This window comes from Psychrobacter sp. CoH-33_TS_01 (assembly GCF_058189395.1).
The window spans coordinates 65,859-82,024 of sequence record NZ_JBVGQI010000001.1 but is presented as its reverse complement, the minus strand read 5'-3'; the positions used below and the strand labels follow the sequence as shown (position 1 = coordinate 82,024).

13 protein-coding genes are annotated in these 16,166 nt (G+C 46.3%); 6 read left to right on the top strand and 7 right to left on the bottom strand.

Going from position 1 to position 16,166, the window contains the following annotated elements; genetic code table 11:
* Positions 1-52: 52 nt before the first annotated feature.
* Both nadC and ACZ2XM_RS00315 read right to left on the bottom strand, forming a co-directional pair.
* Positions 53-904, bottom strand: coding sequence for a carboxylating nicotinate-nucleotide diphosphorylase (gene nadC / locus ACZ2XM_RS00320; protein WP_490588205.1), 852 nt, complete (start codon positions 902-904; stop codon positions 53-55).
* Positions 905-1,154: 250 nt separating this feature from the next.
* Positions 1,155-2,177 carry an NUDIX hydrolase gene (locus ACZ2XM_RS00315; RefSeq protein WP_490588141.1) on the bottom strand — a complete coding sequence of 341 codons (1,023 nt, stop codon included), beginning with the start codon at positions 2,175-2,177 and terminating at the stop codon, positions 1,155-1,157.
* A 401-nt stretch (positions 2,178-2,578) separates the two neighbouring features.
* Here ACZ2XM_RS00315 and nadA point away from each other — a divergent pair, with 401 nt between their 5' ends.
* The 3 genes from nadA to ACZ2XM_RS00300 all read left to right on the top strand — a co-directional run bounded on the left by nadA (position 2,579) and on the right by ACZ2XM_RS00300 (position 6,859).
* Entirely contained in the window at positions 2,579-3,718 is a 1,140-nt protein-coding gene (gene nadA, locus ACZ2XM_RS00310) for a quinolinate synthase NadA (RefSeq protein WP_490588142.1), read from the top strand.
* A 102-nt stretch (positions 3,719-3,820) separates the two neighbouring features.
* Complete coding sequence (nadB, locus tag ACZ2XM_RS00305) at positions 3,821-5,740, top strand: L-aspartate oxidase (protein WP_490588143.1); 1,920 nt, start codon at positions 3,821-3,823, stop codon at positions 5,738-5,740.
* A gap of 180 nt (positions 5,741-5,920) precedes the next feature.
* Positions 5,921-6,859, top strand: coding sequence for a LysO family transporter (locus ACZ2XM_RS00300; protein WP_490588144.1), 939 nt, complete (start codon positions 5,921-5,923; stop codon positions 6,857-6,859).
* Between the two features lie 228 nt (positions 6,860-7,087).
* Here ACZ2XM_RS00300 and ACZ2XM_RS00295 read toward each other — a convergent pair whose 3' ends face one another.
* From ACZ2XM_RS00295 to ACZ2XM_RS00275, 5 genes are all read right to left on the bottom strand, one after another.
* Positions 7,088-7,576: a M48 metallopeptidase family protein gene (locus ACZ2XM_RS00295; RefSeq protein ID WP_490588145.1), complete on the bottom strand. Its 489-nt coding sequence runs from the start codon at positions 7,574-7,576 to the stop codon at positions 7,088-7,090.
* A 90-nt stretch (positions 7,577-7,666) separates the two neighbouring features.
* The gene (locus ACZ2XM_RS00290) at positions 7,667-9,100 is read right to left on the bottom strand and encodes a hypothetical protein (protein ID WP_490588146.1); all 1,434 of its coding nucleotides are present in this window, start codon (positions 9,098-9,100) and stop codon (positions 7,667-7,669) included.
* 78 nt (positions 9,101-9,178) lie between these two features.
* Positions 9,179-9,808 carry an OmpA family protein gene (locus ACZ2XM_RS00285; protein ID WP_490588147.1) on the bottom strand — a complete coding sequence of 210 codons (630 nt, stop codon included), beginning with the start codon at positions 9,806-9,808 and terminating at the stop codon, positions 9,179-9,181.
* A 142-nt stretch (positions 9,809-9,950) separates the two neighbouring features.
* Positions 9,951-11,204, bottom strand: a complete 1,254-nt coding sequence (locus ACZ2XM_RS00280; protein ID WP_490588206.1) for an FAD-dependent oxidoreductase — start codon at positions 11,202-11,204, stop codon at positions 9,951-9,953.
* Between the two features lie 88 nt (positions 11,205-11,292).
* Positions 11,293-12,633, bottom strand: a complete 1,341-nt coding sequence (locus tag ACZ2XM_RS00275; RefSeq protein WP_490588148.1) for an FAD-dependent monooxygenase — start codon at positions 12,631-12,633, stop codon at positions 11,293-11,295.
* Between the two features lie 501 nt (positions 12,634-13,134).
* Here ACZ2XM_RS00275 and ACZ2XM_RS00270 point away from each other — a divergent pair.
* The 3 genes from ACZ2XM_RS00270 to ybeY all read left to right on the top strand — a co-directional run bounded on the left by ACZ2XM_RS00270 (position 13,135) and on the right by ybeY (position 16,166).
* The gene (locus tag ACZ2XM_RS00270; RefSeq protein WP_490588149.1) at positions 13,135-13,650 is read left to right on the top strand and encodes an OmpA family protein; all 516 of its coding nucleotides are present in this window, start codon (positions 13,135-13,137) and stop codon (positions 13,648-13,650) included.
* A 456-nt stretch (positions 13,651-14,106) separates the two neighbouring features.
* Positions 14,107-15,207, top strand: coding sequence for a PhoH family protein (locus ACZ2XM_RS00265; RefSeq protein WP_490588150.1), 1,101 nt, complete (start codon positions 14,107-14,109; stop codon positions 15,205-15,207).
* Positions 15,208-15,596: 389 nt separating this feature from the next.
* Positions 15,597-16,166 (top strand): rRNA maturation RNase YbeY, encoded by a 570-nt coding sequence (gene ybeY / locus ACZ2XM_RS00260; protein ID WP_490588151.1) that lies wholly within the window; start codon positions 15,597-15,599, stop codon positions 16,164-16,166.

Genomic DNA, 16,166 nt, shown 5'->3' with positions numbered 1-16,166 from the left:
TACCAGTAATAGTGTCACCACTAATGGTAGGATTTTAGCTACCTTACTACGCTTACGCAGTAAAGTCTAAGCCGATATCTAGCGCTGTAGAGCTGTGGGTTAAATAGCCCATAGCAATGAAGTCTACGCCCGTTTTAGCCACCTCAATTACACTCTGTGGCGTAATGCCACCGGAAGCTTCTGTCAACGCTTTACCGGCGCACATTGTGACTGCTTCTCGTAAAGTGTCTGGGCTCATATTATCCAGTAAGACCAATTTTGCACCAGCGGCTAAGGCCTGCTCAAGCTGCTCTAAAGTGTCTACTTCGACTTCGATAGGAATCAAATGACCGGCAAATTGCTGCGCCTGTTTGACCGCAGTAGCGATATCACCAGCGATAGCAATATGGTTGTCTTTAATCAAAATAGCATCGTCGAGACCCAAACGATGGTTGCGACCGCCACCACAGCGCACGGCATATTTTTGCAGGGTGCGCAGGCCAGGGATAGTTTTACGAGTACAAGTAATTTGTGCTTTATAGTCCGCCACACTATCTACGATTTGCTGGGTCTCGTTTGCTATACCACTCAAATGGGTCATAAAATTCAATGCTGTACGCTCAGCCGTGAGCAGGTGTCGCGCATTGCCACTTACTGTTGCTAATACGGTGCCCGCCTCTACCCGCTGACCATCGTAAGCATGGGCAGTAAATTCAACCTTACTATCGACCAACGCAAAAGACAACCTCGCCAAATCCAAACCACAGATCACGCCAGCATCGCGTGCTTTAATCACTAGGCTTGCTGTCTTATCAGCAGGTATAGTCGCTTGTGAAGTCACATCGCCACGACGACCTAAATCTTCCGTTAGCGCTGCGGTGACCCAAGGTTTGAGCAAGACATCATCGATGCTAGGCTCCCACATGCCTTGAGTCTGCTGTTTAGTATTAGTTGTTTGCTCGCTAGCTTGTAGACTCTGCATCCCTTGAACTCCCATCGCTCGCCCTCTCATAATATGAATTTACGCCAGTCATTGCTTGTTATACAAGCTTATGACATAGCGTAAAAAAAGCTATTTATACTCAGTTGGAGCATAAATATAAAGAATAATAGGGCTTACTGCAAACTTTTTGTTTAATTTTAGGGTTTTATTCTAGTAGCTGTACGAGAAAACTCTACTTGCGTTTGGGTAACTTGCTGTCCATTAATAAACTCTGCAACTCGATGTCATAGCGGAATCGGTATAGCTTGGCAGGACGACCGCGACTGGCATTGCTACTTTCCCCGGTAGGCTCTACCAAGTCTTGATGTTCAAGCAGACGGCGGAAGTTTTGCTTATGCAGTTTCACCCCTGACAGCGCCTCCACACTTTGCTGCAACTGCGACAAGGTAAAGGCATCTGGCATAAGGCCAAAGATCAGCGGGCGGTATTCAATCTTAGCGCGCAAGCGTGATATCGCAGTAGCAATCACCCGGCGATGGTCGTAGTACATGGGTTTGCCAATGATTTTTGGCCAACTGGCGGGCAGTTTATTGGGCTGATATGCTGGCGATTCAGGCAGTAAGCCCGCTTCATAAAGCATCTCGTACCGCAGTAAAGCATGCTCAGAGACCCAATCAATATCCGTAGCTTGAGTCTTAGGAGTATCGGTCTTGGAAGTAACCGTCTTGGTAGTCGACTCGGTGTCTACCTGTAAGCCCCAACACAAGGCAATCCTTTGCTCACGGCGCAGACGCTGATTGGCAGTTTCGCTAGCGGCTGCCCATTTAGCCAACTCCGGTATGATTAAATCGCTAATAGCTTCCGGCGGGCCCTGTAAATGATTTTCCCAAGGAAAATAGTCATACCAATCGCGCCAGACCGCTTGCGACTCTAGCTCGCAAAGCTGCGTCTCCTGCACCAAGCCGAGATAGCTGACATACACCAACGCATGACCATCTGCGTTGCGACGATGCGTATCAACGAAAGTATAAAGCTGCTCGATATAGCCGAGCGGCTGCTGCGTCTGCTCTTCCACCCATTGCCGCACACCGGCTTGCAAAGAGCGATGCAATGGCATCAAAGGGCCGTTGGGCAACAGCTGACCATTATCGACCGTCAGAACTCGCGCTTTATCACCCGTAATAGCGATAAGCACAGCGACCACTTCGGTGGTACCGCTCCCTTGGCGGTGCGCATGCGTATAAGACCAATTCATAAAAGCACTTCAATAATTTTGCAAAATAGGATTATTCATTTTAGTAGCTTGATTCTAGCATTAACCCTCTGCCCTAGGGTTAAGGTTTTTACGTGACTCTGTACTCTATAAAACTCTCACCCCTATTGACGCTAAATTTTAGCCGTAAACTCACTGTCTTTCTTAGCCTTATTGCAAAAACCAGCTTCTGTAATACAAGAAACAGCCCCTATTTACTTCTAATATTACTGCCCTTATAAAAATTAATTCTTGTATTTATACTCAAAATGAGCATAATTAATACCAACACTATTAAAACCCTTTTTATTTTTCTCATATTTATCTAAGTAGGTGGGTTTTATGCAGGGAATACGCATAGCAAACCTAGCCCGCCTACTACATCGCACAGCGCGGAGTTCTTTATGAAAATCTATCCTTACGATGCCCCCACCTTAAACCAGGCAGGTGAGCTATCGAACCAACTCAACATTGAATACGCTAAAGCTAAGATACCGGCAGATATGTCTCGCTCGGAGCGACAAGAGGTAGAGGCCAATATCAGACGGTTGCTACAACAGCATAATGCGGTCCTGGTCGCGCATTATTATGTCGATCCTTTTATCCAAGAGTTGGCTTTAGAGACCGGCGGTTGTGTAGGCGACTCATTAGAGATGGCTCGCTTTGGTCAAGAGCATCCTGCTACTACGCTAGTCGTCGCTGGGGTACGCTTTATGGGGGAATCCGCGAAGATTCTTAGCATGGAAAAAACCGTATTAATGGCAGATTTGGAAGCGGAGTGCTCGCTCGACTTGGGCTGTCCTATCGACGACTTTAGCGCTTTCTGTGACGCCCATCCAGACCGTACTGTCGTGGTCTATGCCAATACCAGTGCCGAAGTGAAAGCACGCGCGGATTGGGTCGTGACCTCTTCAGTCGGGTTAGAAATCGTCAGCCACTTGCATGCCAATGGTGAAAAAATCATTTGGGGCCCCGACCGTCATTTGGGTAATTACATCCAAAAGCAAACTGGTGCAGATATGCTCCTCTGGCAAGGGTCGTGTATCGTGCACAACGAGTTTAAGGCGACAGAACTGCAGCAACTTAAAGCCGAGCATCCCGATGCGGTGGTGTTGGTCCATCCCGAATCGCCCGATAGCGTGGTGCAATTGGCCGATGTGGTGGGCTCAACCAGTAAGCTATTGAATGCTACTAAAGAAATGGACGCCAAGACCTTTATCGTTGGTACGGATTTGGGCATTTTACATGAGATGCAAAAACACTCTCCCGAGAAACGTTTCTTAGCCGCCCCTACTGCGGGTGAAAGTGCCACTTGTAAGAGCTGTGCTTTCTGTCCTTGGATGGCAATGAACGGCTTAAAAGGGATTGAGCACAGTTTAGAGACCGGTACGGGTGAGGTCCATCTCGCTCCTGATTTAGCCGAACGCGCGCTGAAACCGTTGCAACGTATGCTGGACTTCGCTGCGGAGCAAAAACGCCGCGTCCAAGCCAGCGGTGATATCGTCGCGGATCGCCCACTATTTAATAAAGTCGGGGCGGCTTAGCAAAACCCTTACTTTATAAGCCCTGCTACTGATAAACGAAGCTAGTGATCAGCAACGCTAAAAGCGCTCTATCCTACTTCCTACTCTCTAAGAGAAACGATTATGACTACAGCTGTCCCGCAATCAGACGTAAGCCCAGCTCAAACGCTCATTCCTAGTTCAGCTAAACTGACCTCTATGGACTGCGACGTGCTAATTATTGGGGCGGGACTAGCGGGATTAAGCACAGCGTTGTCTTTACCCTCAACGCTAAAGGTCATCGTTCTAAGTAAAAAAGAGCTCACCGCTTGCTCTAGTCATTATGCGCAGGGGGGTATCGCTGCCAGTCTCGCTGCTGAGGACTCCGTAGAGGATCATATCGCGGATACTTTAGTCGCGGGCGATGGCCTCTGTGATAGTAGCAATACTGCTGAGATTTTGACGGCAGGTGCGAATGCGGTGGCTTGGCTACAAGCGCAGGGTGTGCCTTTTACCTTACAAGAGCAAGCTGAGGTTGATAAGAATGGCAATGGCCAAACGGGCTTGCCCTCGCCTGTAGACTTACATTTAACGCAGGAAGGCGGTCATGGCAGACGCCGCGTCGCTCATGCCGATGATGCGACTGGTTACTATATTATGCAGACGCTGAGTCAGCGGACATTAGACGCGAGCAATATCACTGTATTGACCGGCTATGAGGCTTTAGAGCTCCTTAGTGGAGAGACTATTGCGAATGAAAAGGCTGCGAGTGAACCGTCAGTTTGTAGCGGCGCCCTAGTATTTGCTAGCGATAAGCAACGCTTAGTCACTATCAATAGCACTGCGACCGTATTAGCGACCGGGGGTTTGGGACAGCTATTCCAACGCGCGACCGCCCCGGATGTCTGTATGGGCGACGGTATGATGATGGCTTGGCAAGCGGGCTGCCGTTTGGCTAATTTGGAATTTGTGCAATTTCACCCGACAGGTTTAGCCTTAGATAATAGCAACTTTCTCATTTCTGAGGCCTTGCGTGGCGAAGGCGCTTATCTACGCTGTCCGCTAACGGGTGAGCGCTTTATGGCTCAGTATGACGAACGCTTAGAGTTAGCGCCCCGAGATATCGTCGCCCGTGCTATCGCTGCACAGATTAAGCAAAACGGCTTGGGCTATGTCCACCTAGATATCAGCCACCAACCGAGCGATTTTATTCGCCAGCATTTCCCGCAAATTGATGCTACGTTGAGCGAACTCGGCATTGATATGACCTGCCAGCCAATTCCGGTAGCCCCTACTGCGCATTATTCTTGTGGAGGTGTGGTTGCTACAGCGGATGGTCTCACCGATGTCGTTGGTCTCTACGCCGCTGGTGAAGTCGCCTATACCGGATTACACGGTGCCAATCGTCTTGCCAGCAACTCTCTGCTCGAATGCGTAGTCGTCGGTCGCCGTATTGCTACCCATATCCCTGGTTATCTTGACCAAATTAGTAACCCTATCAATAATATCGATGAGAATATTTGGCAATCACCAACCGTGCCTAATGGTTATGTCGTCGAGAAAACAGCGCTCACTCAGACTAAGCCAACAGATACTTCAAAACCCATTCAAGCAGGCTTAGAAAATACAGCGAAAGTAGCTGCGCTTAAATCACTAATGAGTCATCATCTAGGTATTAGCCGTAATGCGCTAGAATTACAGCAGGCTTTACAGCAGGTGCAAGCGTGGCAAGACGCAGCAGCATCAGATAATAATATAGATTCCAACCTAGTAACGATGGTGGAAAAATCTTCCAAGGATTTATCGAAGACGTTAGACACTTGGCGTTGGCAACGATTGCTGCACCTTGCTACGTTGATGCTACAAGCTGCCTTAAGCCGTAGTGAAAGCCGTGGTGGCCACTTCCGCAGCGACTTTCCAGACAGTGCAGCGGCGGCAAAGGTTAGTATCATAACGCCACTATTAGCAGCAGAGACTTCAACGACCGCCAATGTCGAAAAACTCATCCCTATCTCAGTATTAAACGCTAGCAAGACCAACTCGCCAACTGCGCTATCTGCTTAATATTTTTCATTTAATTAATTCTTTTACCCTCTCCTTATCCAAGGAGAGCGGCTAATTATCGTACACACTTTCCCAATTCGCAATCATCTCGCAGTACTCTAAAATCAGCACAACGTGATACAATCGACGTTTTTATTTTTTCCGTCGATATTGCCCGGTGTCGGCGTGTTAGGTTGTGATATGCAAAGCCCTGAAACTGTCGATAATTTTAAAAACCTAATCATGTTGGTGCTGGTACTAACCCCGCTATTTATTGGCTTTATCTTGCCCTCATCTGAGCAGCGCACACGCCTAGCCGATAAGATGCTGTCGTATCTGGTCTATATTATTTTGACCCTCATTGGTATCGAGTTGGCACAAGTCCATGGGCTTGGGTCGCAGGTAGGTACTATCGCCTTATATGTGACCGTATTGGCCATCTTAACTATTGCCTCTGGTCTATTAGGATTAATGGCGCTAGATAAATTCTTGCCGTGGCAAGTCCGTGCCGCCAGTCAAGACATCGCTAAACATCGCGTGAGTATCCGTGGCAGTTTGGTGCAAGTCATCTGTGTGGTGATTGGCTATGCGATTGGTTGGGTTTTGCCTGAGAGTCTACTGCCCCCTGCCAATACTATGACGGGGCTGCTAATGCTGCTGATTTTATTGGTCGGAATTGGTCTCAAAGGGTCAGGAATCACTCTAAAAGAAGTGCTGGTGAATAAACGCGGCATGCAGATGAGCTTAGTGTTTACCTTAGCCGTATTGGCGAGTGGTATCTTGTTCTCGCTACTGTTTAGCGAAGTTTCCATGACCCAGGGTATGGCGCTATCGGCAGGCTTTGGTTGGTATTCGCTCTCGGCGATTGTGATGACCGACGCTTATGGCGCGGTTTGGGGCAGTGTGGCGCTATTTAATGACTTAATTCGTGAGTTTGCAGCGTTGCTATTTATCCCATTATTTATGCGCCGTTATCCATCCGCTGCTGTTGGCCTTGGCGGTGCTACAAGTCTCGACTTTACCTTACCTATTATTCAACAGTCCGGTGGTTTGACCGTAGTACCATTGGCTATTAGTTTTGGTTTTATTATTAATATCGTCTCGCCAGTATTGATGGTGGCGCTATCGGCGTTGGGGTAGTCGATTGTTTAACAGTGTTATAAGTAAGTTAAAATAAATCCGAGTCATCATAGTTCGTGCAACTGGTAAAAATTTTTATGGCTGGTTGTATGCCAAGAGCTTTGGCCATATTAACATCAGGGCTGCAAAAAATTTCTCCCAGTCGCACTGTATCGGTTTTAAATCGAACCAAATATAGCGAGTATTAATTTAACTTTCCTACCCCCTTCCTGCTGAGACTAGCGCCAACTATAACTCTCGCCAATGTAACCAAAGCCGCGTATCCAACTCAAACTGATGATAGTCCGGTTCCATATGGCGGCAGAGTTGATAAAACGCTTTGCTGTGCTCCTTTTCTTTAAAATGCGCCAATTCGTGTACTACAATCATGCGCAAAAATTCAGGTGGCGCTTCTTTAAAAAGACTGGCAACCGTTATGCTATTGTGCGACTTAAGCTTGCTCCCCTGCACCCGCGATTGATAAGTATGAATGCCCAAGGCATCTTTTAGCACCTTAAGTTTGCTGTTATAGCTGACTTGCGACAATGGATTACTCTTGCGCATATACTGACTTTTTATCTCAGTAATATAGTCATACAGTGCTTTGTCACTTTGAATCTCATGCTGGCTAGGATATTTATTGGTAATATAATCGCCCAACCGATCCGTGCTAATGAGCAAGCGAGCTTGGTCTTGAATTTGTTCAGGATAATGGGCGATGTATTTTAGAGTGGTCACTGGTTTTCCTTGATCTATATTTGGAGCAACATTTATATTTTCTGAGACTGTGATTAACTTTCAAAGGGATTAAATATTGATACTTAACAGTTACCCCATCGGGAAATCTGAATCCGTCTGACAAGCCTTATCATGCCAACGCACAAACCCTTCAATGGCCTTTTGCTTAGCCGCCGAATTCAAACTATCAGCATTGTTATTAACCCCACTACGTTCGCCAAGCGTCTCCAAATATCGACAAGCTTTGTAGCCTTTGGCAAACTCATTATACTTTTGCGCCCATTCCTCACGCTCTACGGCCTCATTTTTTCTTTGTGTCTCAGTCTCGACCAACCAAATATTTCTATGTGGCAAAGTCTTATCCAATTTATTTTGCTTAACAATTTCAACCATACGCCAAGGTTTCGCCGTTAAACGCGCACGGAAACATTGCTGCGCTTGGCACAGTCGGGCGTAGTTGCTATCAGCGTGGAAATGCTCTAGCCAGTCTTTGACGACCGTATCGTTGGGGGTAACCATGCTGTGCGTGGCGATAATGCGAAAGCCTGCAGGGGTCTGATAGAGACGAAAGCGCTCATGGGGATGACTAGTAAGGCGCTCATTAATCCGCTGGCGCATATGACCGACTAACTCGGTCAAATGATCATGCCATTGCTCCTGCTCTGCATGGTTTTGCGTTTGCTCTATCTTCTGCGCTTGCTGCCATAAGAGGACGGTCATGCCCACCATAAAGGCAATGAGCCAACCCCATGACAAGTCGTACCAAGTAATCACACCCGCTAAAGCGATTGAGGCAATAACAAATACCCAAACTAGGGGTTTCATTGATCGAGTATTTTCGGTAGCTGTATTCAGAGAGTGTGGTTTTTCTACCTGATATTTTGCTAAACGAGACTTTTCTACACGTGACTTTTTAAAATGTGAATTTTCAGATGCAGCCGATTTATCTCCTGACCAAGACTTAGTTTTACTAGCTGCTGAACTACTGCCTGCTGGACCACTCTTAGACGGACTTGCCACGGTCTCTGGTGCAACTTGAGCTAAGTTAATATCCTGTGGCCACTCGGCTATACCATCATCAAAGAAGCTATCCCACTTATTCGCATAGACCTCAGGATAATAAAGCCGTAATAAATCAATATTATCGACATCAATAATGGCAATATTATTCACGTTAGCGACTTGCGCCCCATAGCTATTGCGCGTGACGATTAGCTGGGTGGTATCGCTATTATTCTGCTTGGCTCCCTCAGGGAAGGTTTGCTCTAAGAGAATTTGCTCACGGATAGGAATGGCGTTGGTTTCGTTATATTCTTCAACGCGCTCACGCCGGAGGATATCATCGCCTGCTAACCAACGCTTATGCGCCTCCGCAACTCGTGACTGCGCATGACTTAAGGCTGCAGCATGGCTTATATCTGACCAGCCATAACGCTTGATGGTGGCTTGGCGCTTATTTTGCGTCTTAGCCTCAACCTTATCAAACCGTTGCTGATAGACCGCCCAATATTTAGGAATGAGCATAGAGATAGCCTTGGAATAATTGTTTTAAATCAAAACCCATTCATTAGATACTGAATGTTCAAAACTCGAAACCTGTAATTAATTTAGAGGTTCTTCAGCCACCGCATAAACTCGGCGGTTCATAGACTTACCTTCTTCGGTATCAGAAGGGGCAATAGGCCGTTCCGCGCTATAACTGGCAGTACTTAAGCGATCAGGATCAATTTGATGTTGCATTATTAAATAGTTTTTGACGATAAGCGCCCTATTCTCTGCTAGAGAATTTTCTCGCAATTTTGCCTTTGATGTTTCATTTACTTCATCTGCTGAAGCGTGTCCCTCAATACACATAGGTACCGTTTCGTACTCTTGCAATTTTTGGGCTATTTTATCGAGCTCTAGCTGATACCCTTTTGATAACTCACTACTACCTTTGGCAAAAAAAGCTCGATATTCCATTTTAAGATGACCCTCAAGTAACAATGAAGGGGGACATCCATTCTCATCTATCATGACGTTTATAGGGGTTCCTGGACAACTATCTTCGTCGTCTAAAATACCATCACCATCGCTATCCAAATTAGCTGCTATATTTTGCGTGTTAGCAATAGTAACGGTTATTGGCTTAACTATAGGGTTATTTTGTGTGGGGATTTGACACCCTGCTAAGGCTATCGACCCTATAAGTAACCCAGCAATAGTGATTTTGGTCGTCCTGAACTTAGTCATCAGCTGTCCTTTATTAGCGTCTATTTACACAACACCTTATACATCACCAAAGCTATCCACCCTATGCCAACAGATAATTTAGGAGATGAACTAAAAGCACTAGCCTACAATATAGGTAATAAGGTTAGCGTCATCCATATCCTTAAACCCCACTAGCCTGCCGAGCAAACAAGCGCATTAACGGTTTGATTTTACTGACGCGGTACATGCCCGCGCTACGGATTTGCTGCACCGGTCTTAGCGCAGCAAACTCACCGGCGAATAACCAGTTCATCGCGGAAAAACTGTGCATCATGATACTGTTATGTGGACGACGAGCGCGCTCATATCGACGCAAAGTCGATAAGGCCGCCCAACTGTTGCCGCCACTGCGCTGCCAATCGTGATGTAAAGTCGCAAACAATTCAATCACATCGAGTAGACCCAGATTAAGTCCCTGACCTGCCAACGGATGCACGCCATGCGCGGCATCTCCGACTAAGACCAAGTTGTCCCGCACATAAGTATCGGCCTGTTGCGCGTTTAGTGGGAAGCTCGCAATCGATTCAATTTGCTCGATATTACCCAATTCATAACCACAAGCAGCGGCCAAACTTGCGGCGATTTCCTCGTCTGAATCCGTAAGTATATCCAAAGCTTGATTGGTGGGTAGCGTCCATACGACCGATTGCCAATGTTGTGGATTGGCATGATCTTCTTCGGTGATATCGGCTAGCGGTAATAACGCTAACGTCCCTGTTGGTAACATCGCTTGGCGAGCCGTCGCTAAATGCGGTTTTTCGGTCTTAATCGCACAGCAAATCGCGGTCTGACGATAATCTAAAGTGTCGAGACCAATGCTGGCTTGTTTACGCACAAAAGAGCCACGACCATCAGCACCCACGACCAATTTGCCATCGACGCGCTCGCCATTGGCTAACGTGACCCGATAGCCTTTTTCCGCACCCAACCAATCCAAATCAGTGACTTTCTGTCCCGCGATGACGGTTAAATAGTCCTTAACGTCCTCTTCCTGAAAACGCTGCCATAGCGCATGCTCGATGACCAGTGGCTCTACCATACTACCGAGTAGTTTCGGCACCGCGGCATCTTCATCACCAAACTTTAACTCGCCGATACCGTCTAACTGCCAGACTTGCATCTGCGAATAATCGGCTTTGCGACCCGAAGCTGCAATTTTATCCCAAACGCCGGTTTCTTTAAGCAGTTCAATACTAGCCAGACTTAACGCATAAACGCGAGCATCGCGCTTGCTTAGGATTTGCTGCCATTTTTCAGAGGTCAATTCAGGTCGAGCGTCAATCAGCGTGACGGGAAGTTTAGCTTGTGCCAGTTTTAGTGCAAGGCTAGCGCCAGTAATGCCGCCGCCGATGATAAGGGTGTGATTGGTCATGATTTATGCCTTTTTACCGTAGCTATATCTGCCATATTTATAATATATATTTATAGAGCTGCTGCTATTATTATCTGTACTTAAGCTTATCCTAAGACTTCAGCCCCATAGCATAAGTCGCTACGAGCGGCTTAATATTGGGCAATTTATCAAAGGCTACTAAAGCGACGTTGCGCGCCAGCTTCACCGCGCGGTTGGGATGGGTAAAGCCCAACACTACCGCATCACAGAAGCGAATGACCCGCTTTTGGTCTTTTTGGCGGGCGGCTTCATAGCGTTTGAGCATCTTCGTCTCACCGATATCCTCACCACGCATGACCTGACTCGCCAGCATTTGCGCCAATACATGAGCATCACGCATACACAGGTTAAAGCCTTGTCCCGCTACGGGATGCAAAGTATGGGCGGCATTGCCCATGATGACACAGCGACCTTTGACCTGCTCTTTGGCCAATACTCGAGTGAGCGGATAAGCACCGCGACGACCCGCCTTGACGAACTTGCCCGCGCGTTGCCCAAAGGCGGTTTGTAAGGTCTCTAAAAATAAGGTTTCATCATCCAGATACTGCTGCTCTTCCCCTTTCCGGCACACCCAAACCACTGAACGACGATAGCCGGCTTGCTGCAAATCATGGCCATCACCATCTGGATCAGTGAGTGGCAATACGGCTAAAGGACCCGCAGGACTAAAACGCTCAATCGCTACGTGTTCATGCGGTTTATCCGTCTGCACCACACCTACGATAGCGGATTGTTTATAATCATAAGTGGTAATATCAATGCCAAGCAGCTGACGAATACTAGAGTCGCGACCATCACAGGCTACTAGCATTGACCCGGTTAATACGCGCTCATTAGCTGCACTCGCATCCTGACTATTTAAGGTAGATGATGTAGCCGTATTTTCTTGCAGCGTGACGCTGACAGACGCTTTATCTTGGTCTACTTTGGTGACACTCGTGCCATCAAGCACGGTAATTAACGGACTGGCATTGACCGCCAATAAAAGCTTACGCCCAAGCCAAGCGTTTTCCATCACTTGACCAAAAGACTCGACGTTTTCCTCTGCTTTATTGAGTGTCGCTTTACCAAAGCTGCCCTGCTCGCTTACTTGTACCGCATCGATACGACAAGCATGGCTTTGTAGCTCATCCCATAGGCCAATCTCTTGATAAATTTGCACAGTACGGCGTGACAATGCGGTATTGCGACTGTCTAAATAATGGCTGCGTTTGGCATCATCAGCAGGGCTAATTTCTGGATAAGCGTTCTTCTCAATAAGGGTACTGGCAATGCCGTGGTGCGCCAACAATAGCGCAAATGACAAGCCTACATGACCACCGCCTGCAATTAGAACGTGCTGATCCGTGATGGGTTGGTTAAGGCTGGCTTTAACATTCTGCTTATCGATCTGATGGGTAGTTTCAGTCATAAATAGTCTCGGTCAATTATTACAATTTTATAGTCGTTTTATGTTGCGGTTCGATATTACTGAGTATGGACCGGTGTAGTGGATTTCTACGTTCCTTTACGAATCTTGTCGCTCAAATCTGCTAGGGTTAGATTACCATATCATACACCGACTGCGGTTCAGATACCGTTATCGTCTGTCTACTATAGCGCGCTGTTCTATTATTCAAATTGCATCATCAGTGTAGGTGCAGGAATTAGCTCATAAGCACTTAATCCTTCATTGCAAAAATAAGGCATACTTTTAACGATACTAGGGCGTATCCTCCATTGAATCATGAGGCTAAAAGTGAGATAGATTTTTGTCAGTCCATGGAAATTTTGCAGAGAATATGAGCATATTGTCTAGAAATTTTCGCAGAGTGGCCCTGTTAATCTAAGTTCAGCTATAGCTAGTTTTAGTCCATTACACGCTAGTGTTGTTAATTGAGGACACGCCCTAACAACTAGGAGAAGCAGGCTATTGGATACTTTTAAACTTACTGGATTACTAAGCTTTTTTCTATTATCGGGGTGTGCGCTACAAACGGTCACAGAGGCACCCCAAGCTACCCCTGCTAATCCACTTATAGAAGACGTTACAGCTGCACAACAGCTAGGCTCTGACGACGACCAACATAGGCAACAATTTACCTATGGAACTGGTAAGAGCGAGCTGAAAGCGTCAGACCTCGCTGCTATTGCTCAGGTAGTTAAGGAATACCGAGAAATTGCCAGTTATTCTAAGTTTAAAGACAAACATTGGGTCTTCCATATCGAAAGCCACACAGCCAAAGACGAAGTGGCTAATGAGTTGGCGCTAGCGACAGCGCGGGCAGAAGTCATCAAGCAAGTCTTGATAGAGCAGTACGGTATTGATCCCAGCTTAATTAAAACCCATATCCATACTAGCGAACGACCTCTCGCGCCAAACGACTCTGCTGCGGGACGATTAATCAATCAACGTGCTTACCTCACTTTTTCTTTAGACCCTATTTAATCAGCACTATAGGGGTCTTCAATAAGTCGCTAACCGTAATGACAAGGGATGCCAGAATCACTATTTCACTACAAAATTGCCCACCGTTACTAGCGGTGGTGCTTGAATTTTCCTAGCGAGCGTCCATAATAAAGTAATGGTTAAGCACATAATGGCCTGGGCAATGAAAGATCACGGCTGGCATATTTCCGCTGCTGCCCCTTGCTTTGACCTCGCTTAAATCAAACAATTCTGAAGCCCGAGCAACCGTTATCAGTACCGAATGTACCCTGTTTTACTATATTGCTAATTGCCAGATAACGTTAAGAAATCTATTACCAAGTCATTAATTATTTAATATAGCCACTTATCTATTATAGCTACCAACCCTATACCGTCATTACCCCATCTACCGTTTTTTTAGCATTTGCTAGACCAAATTATACTTATATCATTCGCATAAAAAAGGATAGCCACTTGACTGACGCCATTACTCGTAAAATGAACTTAGACTTTTTAACTTCACCACAGCTCAAAGTGCTTTTAGGTGAATACAACAACAATATCAAATACATTCAAGATCGCCTTGATATCACTATCAGCCAACGTCAACATACCATTAGCCTCTCGGGAGATTTAACGGCGGTTGAACGTGCTGAAAGCGTCTTTAATAAGCTCGCTGATGAGGCAATGACCTCTAAACATATCAGCCCAGAAGAGCTGCATCTTATTATTCAATCTAGCGTTTCTCGCGAGTTAGAAGCTCAAGAAAACAGCGAAGATGAAGACGAGATGGACGGCAAAATGCCGAATGAATATACCCCTATCAGCTTGCGTACCCGCAAAGGAAAAATCATCCCGCGTGGTGGCAACCAGCAAGAATACGTCCGACAAATTCTCACTTCTGACGTGTCTTTTGGCGTGGGTCCTGCAGGTACGGGTAAGACCTATCTAGCCGTTGCTTGTGCAGTAGATATGCTAGAGCGTAATGAAATTGAGCGTATCTTATTGGTACGTCCAGCGGTAGAAGCCGGCGAAAAACTGGGCTTCTTACCGGGTGATTTATCACAGAAGATTGACCCATATTTACGTCCTCTCTATGACGCGTTATACGAGATGCTAGGCTTTGATAAGGTTGGCAAAATGATTGAGCGCCAGATCATTGAGGTCGCCCCTCTCGCCTATATGCGTGGCCGTACTTTGAACAACTCTTTTGTGATTTTGGATGAAGCGCAGAATACCACCCCAGAACAGATGAAGATGTTTTTGACCCGATTAGGCTTTGGCTCACGCGCGGTCATCACAGGTGATATTACTCAGGTCGATTTGCCACGCGGTCATAAGTCTGGCTTGGCGCAGGCGCTACAGATTTTGAGTAAGATTGAAGAGATTCATATCACTAGATTTGACTCAAAAGACGTCGTCCGCCATCAATTGGTACAGCAAATTGTCGAAGCTTATGATGTCTTTGATGAAGAGCAAGAGTCTATCAAAGAAGCGCGTAAGCAAGCCCGTATCGCTGAGCAAGATCGCAGAATTGTGGAAGCCGCTGCCGCTAATAGTACCCCTAAAGCTTAGGGCTATCTTTGCTTAGCCATACAAGTACTGAATCAAAAGCATAGTCTAATAATCATAAAAAAAGCTGGATATCATATCCGGCTTTTTTGTATTTATAATTTTAGACTTGCTAGGGCGTGTCCTCAATTGAATCATGAGGCTAAAAGTGAGATAGATTTTTGTCAGTCCATGAAAATTTTGCAGAGAATATGAGCATATTGTCTAGAAATTTTCGCAGAGTGACGAAAATATAGCCAGTTTTAGTCCATTACACGTTAGTGTTGTTAATTGAGGACACGCCCTAGGCTTTATAATAGCGCTACTACTTTATAATGACCCTATTGTATTAACACTGCCACTTTCTTACCCTTAGTTTATACCCCTATTTTTGCTTGAGAGATAATGCGACCATGTCTGATAATTTAGAAGCGAATGACCAACAGATTAATATTAATGCGGCAGACACTATCGACCAACAGCTCATAGCCACGGCTTATGACCCTGCTAAAATTCAGCACCTGCTGACGACCGTGTTAGCATATATGGATAAGCAAATGCAGGCGGGATTGGTATTGCCTTATTTCGAGGAGATAGACCCTAGTCTCTGGCAAACTAAAGCGAAAGAGTTGGATATTTATATCACCGATAGCGAAGAAGGCCGCGAGCTCAATCTTGAAGCACGTGGTAAAGACTATGCCACTAATATTTTGTCTTATCCGAGTGAGTTGCCGCCTTTTATATTAGCGGAAATGCCCACCCTACCGCTTGGTGAACTCATCATTTGTCACGCCGTGGTTGAGCAGCAAGCCAGCGAACAAGGCAAACTCTTAGCCGACCATATCACCCACCTTATCGTCCATGGCATCCTGCACTTGTTAGGCTTCGACCATGAAATTGGTGCCGCGGAACAAGCCGAAATGGAGGCTTTTGAGATTGCTATCCTAGCGCAATTAGGCGTTGCCGATCCGTATCAGGACTAG

Excerpts from the sequence above, each read along its gene's own strand:
- nadC (WP_490588205.1), bottom strand. The coding sequence starts at position 904 with ATGTGGGAGCCTAGCATCGATGATGTCTTGCTCAAACCTTGGGTCACC.
- ACZ2XM_RS00315 (WP_490588141.1), bottom strand. The coding sequence starts at position 2,177 with ATGAATTGGTCTTATACGCATGCGCACCGCCAAGGGAGCGGTACCACC.
- nadA (WP_490588142.1), top strand. The coding sequence starts at position 2,579 with ATGAAAATCTATCCTTACGATGCCCCCACCTTAAACCAGGCAGGTGAG.
- nadB (WP_490588143.1), top strand. The coding sequence starts at position 3,821 with ATGACTACAGCTGTCCCGCAATCAGACGTAAGCCCAGCTCAAACGCTC.
- ACZ2XM_RS00300 (WP_490588144.1), top strand. The coding sequence starts at position 5,921 with ATGCAAAGCCCTGAAACTGTCGATAATTTTAAAAACCTAATCATGTTG.
- ACZ2XM_RS00290 (WP_490588146.1), bottom strand. The coding sequence starts at position 9,100 with ATGCTCATTCCTAAATATTGGGCGGTCTATCAGCAACGGTTTGATAAG.
- ACZ2XM_RS00285 (WP_490588147.1), bottom strand. The coding sequence starts at position 9,808 with ATGACTAAGTTCAGGACGACCAAAATCACTATTGCTGGGTTACTTATA.
- ACZ2XM_RS00275 (WP_490588148.1), bottom strand. The coding sequence starts at position 12,633 with ATGACTGAAACTACCCATCAGATCGATAAGCAGAATGTTAAAGCCAGC.
- ybeY (WP_490588151.1), top strand. The coding sequence starts at position 15,597 with ATGTCTGATAATTTAGAAGCGAATGACCAACAGATTAATATTAATGCG.